The following is a 12,963-nucleotide window of genomic DNA, read 5'->3' as shown; positions in this document are numbered from 1 at the left end:
TCAAAAAAGAGGAAAAAATGGGAAAAATAAAACCGCCGGTAGAGTACAAAAATATGCCGAACAGTCCCGGTGTTTATTTAATGAAAAATATAAACGGGAAAATTATTTATGTAGGAAAAGCGAAAAATCTGAAAAACAGAGTTTCTTCGTATTTTAAAAATATAAATTCTCATAATGTGAAAACACTTGAACTCGTTAAAAATATTGATGATATAGAGTTTTTTATATGTAAAACCGAAGTTGAAGCACTTATTTTGGAAAATAATCTTATAAAAAAATATAGACCTAAGTATAACATTTTATTAAAAGATGAAAAAACGTATCCTTATATTAAGTTTACGAGGGAGAAATTTCCAAAAATAGAAATAGTGAGAAGTACAAAAAAATTGAATGAAAAAGCCGATTATTTCGGACCATATCCTTCGGGAATATTTTTTGCGGTAAAAACTTTGCTGAGAATATTTCCGGTAAGAGATTGTAAAAGAAGTATGGAAAAGGTTACAATACCGTGTCTGAAATACTTTATGAATACGTGCACGGCTCCTTGTAAATACAAAGATATAGAAGAAGAATATAACGAAAATGTGGACAATTTCAAAAACTTTTTGAAAGGACAGAGAACGGAAATATTTGACGTACTTGAAAAAAGAATGAAAAAATTCAGTGATAATATGGAGTTTGAAAGAGCCTTAGCCGAGAGAAACAAAATAGAAGCACTGAAGAAACTGCTGCAAACTCAAATTATTGAATACAGCAAGGAAATAGACGAAGATGTATTTGTTTTTGAAGAAACGAGTGAAATGGTGTTTTTATGTGTGCTGAACATAAGGGAAGGAAAAGTAATAAATAAAAATCATATAAAAATTTCTCTTGAAAGAGGACATGAGGACAACCTGTTTGAAAGGCTTGTAACATCTTATTATGAAAAGCGGAACATTCCCAAAAATATAATCAGTGATGTGAAATACAATGAAAATGAAGAACTTATAAAAGAATGGGCTAAGATTGAAAAGGAAAAAGACATTAAATTACATTTTCCGAAAATTAATAGTAGACGTCAGCAGCTATTGGAAATGGGGTATTTGAACCTGAAAGAAGAAGTTGGAAAACACTTCAGACAGAAAAAAATTGTTCAGGAAGGGTTGCAAAAATTAAAAATCGAGTTACAATTAAAGGAGCAGCCTCAAAGAATAGAATGTTTTGATATTTCAAATATTCAGGGGAAAGATGCCGTGGCGGCAATGACTGTGGCGATAAACGGTGAAGTTGAACCGAGAGAATACAGACATTTTAAGATAACTGTGAAAGACACCCCTGATGATTTTCTTATGATGAGAGAAGCATTGACAAGGAGATATTCAAAGCTGTCCGAAGAAGAATTTCCCAATCTCATTCTTATAGACGGAGGAAAAGGACAGCTGGGAATTGCGGTGGATGTTCTTGAAAAGTTAGGCAAGATAGAGTTTACAGATATTATAAGTATCGCTAAAAGAGAAGAGGAAATTTTTAAAAGTTACGAAAGCGAGCCTTATATATTTGAAAAAACCGATGAAACTTTGAAAATACTTCAAAGATTGAGGGATGAAGCTCACAGATTCGGTATAACTCATCATAGAAAATTAAGAAGTAAAAGAAATATAAAAAGTGCATTGGATGATATTGAAGGAATAGGTCCGAAAAGAAAGAAAGAACTTATAAATAAATTCGGCACAATAGGAACTATAAGAAATGCGACAATAGAAGAACTTACAGAAATAGTGCCTGAGAAAGTGGCGATATCTATAAAGGAAATGTTATAATTATGAAAGAAAAAATGATTTTCAGAGAGGGAGGAAAATCTTGAAAAAATTAATATTGATTTCAATGATAATGATGAATATGCTCGGTTTCGGAATATTTGATAAAATAAGATCCGAAATAAAACTTAAAGAAGAAGAAGAGCCCAAATTCAAAGAAGTGAAAGTGATTATAAACGGGAAAGAAAAAACACGAAAGGTAATTCCCGGTAGATATGAAATAAAGTTATTTGAATTGAATTACCCGACAGATATTTTTGGGAAAAATGATTTTTACAATGAATTTAACAGAGTATTGGAAAAATCCGATAAGAACAAAAAATATTCAGTATTGCTGGAAAAACGTTTTTATGATGATATACAAAAAATAAAAATTGATGAAATGTCCGAAGAAGAAAAAGTTCTGGAGTTGCCGTCTTCTTCTCTTGAGGAATACGACAGACAGGAATTGACAGGACTTTCAAAAGGATTGAATGTAAATCAGTATGCGGGAACGGATCAGGAATATTTAAACAGACAGATTTATGTGTTGTATAAACTGCTAGGGAAAAAGGATTTCAATCCGGATAATGTTTATTCGGAACTGGATAAGGAATTTTTAATTTCAGAATTGAAACAGAAAAGAAAAAGAACAGTTCAAAATTTTGAAAACTCGAAATTTGAATATTTTGTAAAAGAAAGTTATAATAATGTCGATTTTAATAAATTTGAAGACGATTCTGTATATAAATTTGATAAAGATATTGTAATTTCCGAAAAAATAGAAGATCAGGCACTGTTGCCTGAAATAAAAAATAATTTGTATTTAACGGATTTTCCTGAAAAAATAATAGAAGATTTATCAAAAAGCAAATTAAAATTAAAAAGAGAAATTTTACTACTTGAAAATAATCAATTTCACGGGTATACTTATAATGAAAATAATACCGTTATTTTTATAGGAGGAAAAACGGGAAAATATTATTTTAATGATTATAAAATAGATGTAGTTCTTAGAAAAGTTAATGTTTTGGAATTATTAAAAACAAATTCCGATTATTATGTTTCAGATTTTTTTTATTAAAAACAATATATATTGAACATATAGTTTTAAATTTTAAGTAGGAGGAAATATGAGTGACTATATTTTGGAAATGAAGAACATAAGAAAAGAATTTTTAGGCGGGAAAATAGTCGCTAATGATGATATTACCCTGAAAATAAAAAAGGGTGAGATTCATGCAATTGTAGGAGAAAACGGAGCCGGAAAGTCTACACTTATGAAAATTTTAAACGGTCTTTATGCACCTACTTCGGGAGAGATTTTTTATAAAGGTAAAAAAATTGATATAACAAGTCCCTCGGTAGCTGCAAATTTAGGAATAGGGATGGTTTATCAGCATTTTATGCTTGTAGAACCATTGACAGTTGCGGAAAATATGGTTTTAGGTTTTGAGCCGAGAAAAGGCGGAGCATTTTTTGACTTGGCAACTGCAAGAAAACAGGTAATCGAAGTTTCGGAGAAATATAATCTGAACATTAATCCCAATGCAAAAGTTTCAGATTTATCGGTAGGGATTCAACAAAGAATAGAAATACTGAAAATACTTTTCAAAGGTGCAGAACTTCTTATATTCGATGAGCCGAGTGCTGTGTTGACACCTCAGGAAGTTATAGAACTTTATGCAATAATGAGAAACCTTGTAAAAGAAGGAAAGACAATCATATTTATAACGCATAAACTTCACGAAGTTCTTGAATTGTCCGATAATATAACTGTTATAAGAAAAGGTAAGGATGTAGGAAATCTTAAAACTTCCGAGGCTACAAAAGAAAAAATAGCAAATATGATGGTAGGAAGAGTAGTTCTGTTTGAAGTAAAAAAACCTGATGTGAAATTGGGAGAAACAACAGTAAAAGTCGATAATATAACTGTTCGTGGAGAAAACGGAATAGAAAAAGTTAAAGGAGTTTCTTTTGATATAAAAGAAGGAGAAGTTCTCGGAATTGCAGGAGTCGAAGGAAATGGACAGACTGAATTGATCGAGGCTTTAGCCGGACTGGCAAAAATAGAAAGCGGAACTTATTCTGTTGCAGGAGAAAGTCTTGAAAATAAAACTCCGAAGTTTATAAAAGAAAAAGGATTATCGCATATTCCTGAAAACAGACATAAAAGAGCAACAATAGATGATTTTACTATTGAAGAAAATATGGCTCTGGGATTACAGGATAAATATTCTAAAGGTGCTTTAATGGATTATTCGGTAATTGAAAAAAATACAAAAGATAATATGGAAAAATACGATATAAGACCTTTAGACGGAAAAATCAAATTTGGAGGACTTTCAGGAGGAAATCAGCAGAAAGTTGTTGTAGCGAGAGAGCTTGAAAGAGAAAATAAATTTATAATAGCGGCACAACCTACAAGGGGTGTGGATATAGGAGCTATTGAAATGATACATAACACTATTTTAAATGAAAAAACAAAGAAAAAAGCTATATTGCTTGTTTCTGCGGAATTGTCGGAAATAATGGCATTAAGCGACAGAATAGCGGTTATGTATTCGGGAAAAATAGTCGGAGTGCTTGACAGAAAAGACGCAACAATGGAGAAATTAGGTATATTAATGGCAGGAGGAAAATTAGATGACTAAGAAGTTAAAAGAATTTTTACCGTCAATAATAGCAGTTTTTATTGCTTTAGTTATCGGTGGAATAGTAATGATGACTAAGGGGGTAAATCCTTTACTCGCATATACGGATATGGCAAAAGCCGCTTTTTACAGAAGCTCGGCAAGAGCTCCTTTTATGGGAGGGCTTGCAAAAACATTATTTACAGCAACTCCTCTTATATTTTCTGCACTTGCAGCGATGGTCGCTTTTAAAGCAGGATTGTTCAATATAGGAGCTCAGGGACAGATGATAGCAGGAGGGCTTGCAGCAACATTTTGGGCTGTTACATTCAGAAATTATTTTTTAGGAAATACGATTGTAATTTTAATTGTTGCAATGGCAGCAGGATTTTTATGGGCAGGTATAGCAGGATATTTAAAATCCAAATTCGGAGTAAACGAAGTAATCAGTACGATAATGCTGAACTATATAATGGTTGATTTTCAGAATTATTTGCTGAACGGAATATTAAAGGATCCTACTTCTCAAAATACACAATCGGAGAAAGTTTTTGAAGGTGCAAGATTGCCTCTTTTGTTTGCCAAAATAACAAAACAGAATCTGAATTTCGGATTTATAATAGCAATTTTAGTAGTAGTAGGAATTTATTTCTTTTTCAAATATATGAAAAAAGGTTATGAAATTAAAGCTGTAGGATTAAGTGAAACTGTTGCTGAAAATGCAGGAATTAACCCTAAAAATATGATGTTTCTTGCAATGGGACTTGCAGGAATCTGTGCAGGACTTGGAGGAGCTGAAAGAGTTTTAGGAGGTTCGGCACAATACGCATATACTGAACTGATAATGGGAGATGCAGGATTTACAGGACTTGCGGTGGCATTATTAGGTAAAAACAATCCTTTCGGGATATTGATAGCTGCGATATTCTATGCGGCACTTGATGTAGGAGGACAGACATTACAGTTGAGATATCAGGTGGATAAAGAAATAGTTTTAATTATACAAGCCTTGATAATAATATTTGTAGCTTCGGAAAATCTGTTCAAATTTTTTATCTCGAAGAGAAAGGAGAAATAAATGAATATACTAGCTATTTTAATATTTTTAATAAAACAGACATTGATTATAGCACCGCCGATACTTATAACTGCAGTTGGAGCTTGTATATCCGAACGTAGCGGAGTTGTAAATATAGGGCTTGAAGGGATAATGCTGAGCGGAGCATTCGCAACAACAGTTGTAAATCTTTCTACAGGAAATCCTTATTTGGGAATAATTGTCGGAGTAATAACAGGAGGACTTATTTCGTTGATTCATGCGGTAATAAGTATTAATCTTAAAGGCGATCAGATAATAAGTGGGGTTGCATTAAATCTTTTTGCTGTGGCAATGACTTCATTCCTCATAAAAACCATATACGGAGTTGCAGGAAGTACACCATCGGCTCAAAAATTGGCAGATAAATATGTTGTACTTGCTATAATATATATACTTGCAATATTAACTCACTTTTTAGTATTTAAAACTGTTTTGGGACTTAGAATAAGAGCAGTCGGAGAACATCCGCTTGCAGCTGATACTGTGGGAATAAATGTTTATAAAATAAGATATATAAGTGTCATTTTGTCCGGAATGTTTGCAGGACTTGGAGGAGCATATCTGACAGCAGTAATGTTGCCTGCATTTTCAAATAATATGTCTGCCGGAAGGGGATTTATGGCTATGGCTGCGATGATATTCGGTAAATGGAATCCGATAGGAGCAATACTTGCAAGTTTACTGTTTGCGTTCGGACAGGCATTTGCAGATTATGCAAAAACTATAAATCTGCCTATACCTCAACAGTTTTTATCAATGATACCTTATGTATTGACACTACTTGCGTTGGTAGGATTTGTCGGAAAAGCTAAAGCACCGAAAGCTTCGGGACAGCCTTATGAGAAATAATAAAATTCATGAGGGCTCATTGCCGCCCTCATACTCCCACTACCCGCGTTCTACGCGACTGTGTCGACTCCGAAAATGCGGGAGTTTGTAAAGGATGAATTTTAATGTCGGTGGAATTTAAGGAATTTTCTATTGAATGGGGGAATGAAAGTGAGAACGGAAAAGCAGATTATGACACCGGAATGGCTCAAAAGATATCAAGAAATTAAGGATTTACTTGTATCCGATACAAATTACGGAGAGTTGTTTGAGAAAGAGGAAATTTTCGGTAAAAAGTTATTTCATATTGATATGGGAGAAGTAAATTTTCCTACAGGTAAAATATTAGTGAGAGATCCTCTTGTTTATCTTAATAAAAGAGAGTTACCTTACTTTCAGGAAGTTCCTACAGGAAAATATAAACTTGTTACTTTAGTTGCCGAAATAGAAGAAGATCATTATAGATATACTTTGTCGAGAGTAAAATTTAATGATGAAAAAGCTGTTGTATACAGAGAAGCAATGATAGGCAATGAAGCTGTAGAAGATGATCTTGAAAAAGGGAGCTTCTTTGGATTTGCTGTAGATGCAGGACTTGCAACAATAGTAGATGTTAAAACAAGAGATGCTTATGCCGATTTCGAGAAAGAGTGGTATGAGAAAAATCCTGACGGAAATATATACGATGACTTTTTTGCTGAAGAATTTAAAAAAAGTTATAATGAAAATCCTGAATTTCAAAGAGAAGACGGTGATTGGATTAATTTTAAAATTCCGGGAACGGATTTGACAGTCCCTATGATTCAGACAGGATTCGGAGACGGAGTATATCCGGTGTATTTCGGATATGATAAAAATAATGAAGTTTGTGAAGTGATTATAGAGTATATTTTTCTTGGCGAAGAGGAAGAATAGCCTTAAATAACAGTTGAAATTTATGAAAAAAATTTTCAAAATTCAAAAATATCATTTGAAAAAATAAAAAAATAGGGTATAATTAATTATAAATATATACACAAAAAAACAGGAGGATTTTAAGATGAAAAAAATTGTTACAATTTTCAGCATTATGGCTACATTGCTTTTGTTTGTGGCTTGTGGAGGATCAAAGCCTGCTGAAGGAGAACAGAAAAAAGACGGTGGAGAAACTGCTCAAAAAACCGATGCCGCTAAAAAAGTGGCTATTGTTTATTCGACAGGAGGAAAAGGAGATAAATCATTTAATGATGCTGCGTTCAGAGGATTGGAAAGAGCTAAAAAAGAATTGGGAATTACTTTTGATGAGTATGAACCTAAAGATCCTGCAACTGAAGCAAAAGATGCTTTAACAAAATTTGCTGAAACAGGAGAATATCAATTAATAATCGGTGTAGGGTTCACAATGAAAGATTCGGTTATGGCAGTTGCACAACAATTCCCTGATCAAAAATTTGCTATTATCGATGAAAAAATCGAAAATGTTCCTAATATAGCTTCATTAAGTTTTAAAGAACATGAAGGTTCGTTCCTTGTAGGAGCATTGGCTGCAATGATGAGTAAATCAGGAACTATAGGATTTGTCGGTGGAATGGAATCTCCGTTAATTCAAAAATTCCAGGCAGGATTTGAACAAGGTGCAAAATATGTAAATCCTAATATAAAAACATTATCAGTTTATATAGGTGGAAACAGTGCATTTAATGATCCTGCATCAGCTAAAACAAAAACTGAAACTTTAATTCAACAAAAAGCCGATGTGGTATATCACGCTGCAGGAGCAAGCGGACAAGGTGTATTCCAGGCTGCTAAAGAAAAAAATGTATATGCAATAGGAGTTGACTCAAATCAGGACGGAATAGCTCCGGGAACAATATTGACATCAATGATGAAATATGTAGACAATGCAGTATTTAATGAAGTTAAAGATACTCTTGAAGGAAAATATCAACCTACAATTCAGGAATTCGGAATAAAAGAAGACGGTGTAGGAACTACTGAATTTGAATTTACAAAAGATAAAATCGGTGAAGAAAATATCAAAAAATTAGAACAAATAAAACAAGATATAAAAGATGGAAAAATTGTAGTTAAACCTACTTTATAATAAAATATCTTAAAAGTCTTGAACAGAAATGAAAGCAGGATTTAACGTCCTGCTTTTATTGACTAAAAGAAAGGAGAAATTAACATGAGAGTAGTAGATTTAATAGAAAAGAAAAGAGAAAAACAGGAACTAACAAAAGAAGAAATTTCATTTTTATTAAGTGAATATTTAAAAGGAAATGTTCCTGATTATCAAATGTCATCATTTTTAATGGCGACTTACTTTAATGACATGACCGTAGATGAATTACTTGAATTTACCACAATAATGAGAGATTCGGGAGATATAATAAAATTTGATGAAATTGATAAATTTTTAGTAGATAAGCACAGTACCGGCGGAGTAGGAGATAAAGTAACGGTAGTTTTAGCACCTGTATTGGCTGCACTCGGTATGGGAACTGCAAAACTTTCAGGAAAAGGTCTTGGGCACACAGGCGGAACTATTGACAAATTTGAATCAATAGACGGTTTTAAATTTTCAAATACAAGAGATGAACTGGTTTCTGTAGCAAACAAAACAGGAATAGGACTTATGGGATACAGTGATAAAATTGTTCCGTTAGATAAAAAACTTTATTCTTTGAGAGATGTAACAGGAACTGTACCTAGTATTCCTTTAATTGCGAGCAGTATTATGAGTAAAAAACTGGCTATTCAGTCGGATGTTATAATATTGGACGTAAAAGTAGGCGACGGAGCTTTTATGAAAGATATTGAGCATGCAAAAGAACTGGCTAAAAGAATGATAGAAATAGGAAAAGGTGCAGGAAGAAAAGTAAAAGTGGTATTAAGTAATATGGACGAGCCTTTAGGATATTCTATAGGAAATGCCAATGAAATAACAGAAGCTATTGAAACGTTGAAGGGAAACGGACCTGAAGATCTGAAAGAAGTTGTTTATGCTATTGCTTCCCTTGCATTAAAAGCTAAAGGAGAAATTAAGGAATTGTCCGAAGGAAAATCTAAAATAGAAGAAGTCATAAATAACGGTTCGGCTCTTAAAAAACTGTCCGAATTTATAAGTGAAAGCGGCGGAAACGGCAACCTTGTAAATGATTATAATTTACTTCCGCAACCGAAGTCAATGACAGAAGTATTTTCTGAAAAAGACGGTTATGTTTCAAAAATAAAAGCCGAAGAAATAGGAAAAGCTGCAATGATTATAGGTGCCGGAAGAGCAACTAAGGAAGATATAATTGATCATGCGGTAGGTATAAAAATATTGAAAAAAGTCGGAGATAAAGTCAATAAAGGTGAAAAAATAGCCGAAATTTATTATAACGATGATAAAAATGTCAATAATTCAAGAAGTATGATTTTAGATGCTTACGTAATACAATCCGATAAAGTCGACAAGCAGAAAGCTATTTTGGAGATTATAGAATAGTCAATAATAATTGAATGTGAAGAAAGGAAAATAAAAATGGAAATAAATAAATATATTGATCACACGATTTTAAAGGCGACAGCTCAAAAAAAGGATATAAAAAAATTATGTGACGAAGCAAAAGAATACAAATTTTTTTCTGTATGTGTAAACGGAGCTAATGTAAAATATGCCTATGAACAGGTAAAAGACAGTGATGTCAAAGTGGCAGCAGTTGTAGGATTTCCTTTGGGAGCAATGTCCAAAGATGTGAAAGTTTTTGAAGCTAAAAAAGCTATAGAAGACGGTGCTTCTGAAATAGATATGGTTATAAATGTGGCTGCTTTGAAAGACGGAGAATACGCTTATGTAGAGCAGGAAATAAGAGAAATAAAAGAAGCAATCGGAAATAATGTGTTGAAAGTGATAATAGAAACTTGCTATTTGACAGACGAAGAAAAGAAAAAAGCATGTGAACTTTCTCTAAATGCTAAAGCCGATTTCGTAAAAACTTCCACAGGATTCGGAACAGGAGGAGCAACTTTTGATGATGTAAAATTAATGAAATCGATAGTAGGTGATAAAGCTCAAGTGAAAGCAAGCGGTGGAGTAAAAGATTTGATAACTGCTCAAAAATATATAGAGTTGGGAGCAACAAGACTCGGAACAAGCTCGGGAATCGAAATAATAAAAGGATTAGAAGTAGAAGAAGGAAAATATTAATTGTTAATGCCGTAAATTTGCTTTGTTATTTGCTGAAGGGATAAATTATGAAAAATAAAAATGATAATGAAAAAATAAGAGAAAAAGTCGATGAATTTTATCAAAAAATTTTCGACAAAGAATATAAAACACATATTTCTCCCGAAAAAATATCCGAATCTTTGGGTTATAATCAGGAAATGTTAAAGCAACTCCCTGAAGAAGCGGACACAGGGCTTTCTTGTGGGAATCCTCTTGAGAATCTAATTTTAAATGACGGAGAAACTCTTATAGATTTAGGTTGTGGAACAGGAAAAGATATCTTTTTGACAAGAATGAAATATCCTAATTCAGGTGTTCTCTACGGTATGGACAGGTTAGAGGACATAATAAAAAAAGCTGAAAAAATTAGGGATATGAAAAAATTTAAAAATATAGAATTTAGAAGAGGAACTCTTACGAATATGCCTTTTGATTCAAACAGTATAGATAAAGCAATAAGCAACTGCGTTATTAACCTTGAGCCGGATAAACAGAAAACATATGATGAATTGTACAGAATTTTAAAATCAGGAGGAAAATTCTATATTTCCGATATAATATTGAAAAAAGATTTGCCGAAAGAATGGAGAAAATCTGAAAAAATGCATTGTACATGAGTAGGAGGAGCGATTCCGGAGGAAGAATTATATAAAATAATAGAGAAATCAGGCTTTAAAAATATAATCATCTTAAAAGATGAAGTAACCGATGCTTACGCTGAAAAATGGGGTTACGGTATGAAAATAAAAGAATATATTCAAAAAGGAATGATTGTTGGAGAAAAATAGAAATTTAAAATAAAATCATTGTAATTTCAAAATCAAAATGAATAAATAACCAGAGTTTGGACATTGTAAGAGAAACAGATTTTCAAATATATCGGAAAATATGAAAAAATTATAGATGAAAATATAATAATAAAATTAAAACAGGGTGAAAAAAGATTGACTTTTTTTGTAGATGTGGTATAATAAGTTTGTAAATGATGTATTCAGTCAATGTTTACCTAAAAATCCCTGCTGCTACAGGGGTTTTTTCTTTACCTCTCATGATGTTTTTCAATGAATCTGATTATAAAATACACAATCAATTCTGAAATGACATTAATGAGAGAATACCGATGACGATGTGTTCAGTCATGATTTACCTCCTTTCTGCTCGTAACAGAGCGAAGGCTAATCTTATTATACTATATTTTTAATAATAATTCTATAAAAAATTAAAATATAATAAAACGAAAGGAATGAAAAAATGAAAGATATAAACAGAATAACATTAATAGTCCTGGACAGTGTCGGAGCGGGAGAATTACCTGATGCTGCGGATTTTGATGATGTAGGCTCAAACACATTAGGAAATATGGCAAAAGCTGCAGGCGGAATGAGTTTACCTAATATGGGAAAATTGGGATTAGGAAATATAACTAAAATTGAAGGAACTCCTGCTGTAAAAGAAGCAGAAGGAGCTTACGGTAAGGCGGTAGAAGTATCTATCGGAAAAGATTCGACTACAGGACACTGGGAAATTGCAGGTGTACCTTTAGAAAGACCGTTCCCTAACTATTCAAATGGATTTTCCGACGAAGTCATAAAAGAATTTGAAGAAAAAACAGGAAGAAAAGTATTGTGGAACAGACCTGCTTCGGGAACGGTGATTATTGATAAATTCGGAGAGGAACAAATAAAAACAGGAGATTGGATAGTTTACGGATCTGCAGACCCTGTGTTTCAGATTGCAGCAAATGAAGATGTAATACCTCTTGAAGAGTTATACAAAGGTTGTGAAATCGCTCTGGAAATATGTAACAGAATTTCTCCTGTTGCAAGGGTAATCGCAAGACCTTATGTAGGAAAAAAAGTCGGAGAATTTAAAAGAACTGCCAACAGACATGATTTTTCCATTGATCCACCTAAAGAGTCCATGCTTGAAAGACTTGAAAAAGCAGGACTTGATGTAGTAGGAATAGGAAAAACAAGTGATCTGTTCAACGGAAAAGGAATTACAGATAACAGAAAAGCCAATCAGGATAACCTTGACGGAATTAAAAAAACTGTTGCGGCATTAAAAGAAAATACGAAAGGACTTATATTTACAAATCTGGTAGATTTTGATGCGGTTTACGGTCATAGAAGAAATGTTCAGGGATATGTAAATGCTTTAATCGAGTTTGATAATTGGCTGCCTGAAATTGAGAAAAATTTGAGAGATGACGAAATCCTTATAATTACTGCCGATCACGGAAATGACCCTACTTATAAAGGGACAGATCACACAAGAGAGTATATCCCTATACTTGTAACAGGAAAAAAAGTTAAAAAGAATGTAAATATAGGGGTAAGAAAAACTTTTGCAGATATAGCGGCAACAATAGAAGAAATACTTTTAGGAACTGAAAAAGAAGGAAGTTTTGCTAAGGAGATATTATAAAATCTG

The 12,963-nt window shown here is 32.8% G+C and carries 11 protein-coding genes; all 11 read left to right on the top strand.

From position 1 onward, the window contains the following. Nucleotides 1–17 precede the first annotated feature (17 nt). A complete protein-coding gene (gene uvrC, locus FVE72_RS06635; RefSeq protein ID WP_026737739.1) occupies nucleotides 18–1,799 on the top strand; it encodes an excinuclease ABC subunit UvrC in 1,782 nt (593 codons plus the stop codon). Nucleotides 1,800–1,839: 40 nt separating this feature from the next. Further along, a complete protein-coding gene (locus FVE72_RS11275; RefSeq protein ID WP_026737738.1) occupies nucleotides 1,840–2,859 on the top strand; it encodes a hypothetical protein in 1,020 nt (339 codons plus the stop codon). Between the two features lie 49 nt (nucleotides 2,860–2,908). After that, nucleotides 2,909–4,429, top strand: coding sequence for an ABC transporter ATP-binding protein (locus FVE72_RS06625; RefSeq protein WP_026737737.1), 1,521 nt, complete (start codon nucleotides 2,909–2,911; stop codon nucleotides 4,427–4,429). After that, a complete protein-coding gene (locus tag FVE72_RS06620) occupies nucleotides 4,422–5,486 on the top strand; it encodes an ABC transporter permease (protein ID WP_026737736.1) in 1,065 nt (354 codons plus the stop codon). The genes FVE72_RS06625 and FVE72_RS06620 overlap by 8 nt, the downstream gene beginning before the upstream one ends. After that, nucleotides 5,487–6,356 (top strand): ABC transporter permease, encoded by an 870-nt coding sequence (locus FVE72_RS06615; RefSeq protein ID WP_026737735.1) that lies wholly within the window; start codon nucleotides 5,487–5,489, stop codon nucleotides 6,354–6,356. It abuts the gene before it with no gap. Between the two features lie 144 nt (nucleotides 6,357–6,500). Continuing rightward, nucleotides 6,501–7,250, top strand: coding sequence for a DUF4241 domain-containing protein (locus FVE72_RS06610; RefSeq protein WP_232049425.1), 750 nt, complete (start codon nucleotides 6,501–6,503; stop codon nucleotides 7,248–7,250). Nucleotides 7,251–7,374: 124 nt separating this feature from the next. Then, on the top strand, nucleotides 7,375–8,418 hold the full coding sequence (locus FVE72_RS06605) for a BMP family lipoprotein (protein ID WP_026737733.1): 1,044 nt from the start codon (nucleotides 7,375–7,377) through the stop codon (nucleotides 8,416–8,418). An 84-nt stretch (nucleotides 8,419–8,502) separates the two neighbouring features. Continuing rightward, nucleotides 8,503–9,807, top strand: a complete 1,305-nt coding sequence (locus tag FVE72_RS06600; RefSeq protein ID WP_026737732.1) for a thymidine phosphorylase — start codon at nucleotides 8,503–8,505, stop codon at nucleotides 9,805–9,807. A gap of 36 nt (nucleotides 9,808–9,843) precedes the next feature. Further along, the gene (gene deoC, locus FVE72_RS06595) at nucleotides 9,844–10,509 is read left to right on the top strand and encodes a deoxyribose-phosphate aldolase (RefSeq protein ID WP_006807569.1); all 666 of its coding nucleotides are present in this window, start codon (nucleotides 9,844–9,846) and stop codon (nucleotides 10,507–10,509) included. A 47-nt stretch (nucleotides 10,510–10,556) separates the two neighbouring features. Then, on the top strand, nucleotides 10,557–11,147 hold the full coding sequence (locus FVE72_RS06590) for a methyltransferase domain-containing protein (protein ID WP_026737731.1): 591 nt from the start codon (nucleotides 10,557–10,559) through the stop codon (nucleotides 11,145–11,147). 634 nt (nucleotides 11,148–11,781) lie between these two features. Then, nucleotides 11,782–12,957, top strand: a complete 1,176-nt coding sequence (locus FVE72_RS06580) for a phosphopentomutase (RefSeq protein ID WP_006807573.1) — start codon at nucleotides 11,782–11,784, stop codon at nucleotides 12,955–12,957. Nucleotides 12,958–12,963 lie beyond the last annotated feature (6 nt).

It is taken from the genome of Pseudoleptotrichia goodfellowii (assembly GCF_007990505.1).
In the GTDB taxonomy this organism is placed as follows: Bacteria; Fusobacteriota; Fusobacteriia; order Fusobacteriales; family Leptotrichiaceae; genus Pseudoleptotrichia; species Pseudoleptotrichia goodfellowii.
Note: the sequence above shows the minus strand (reverse complement) of the source record. Positions and strands in the feature narration are given on the sequence as shown.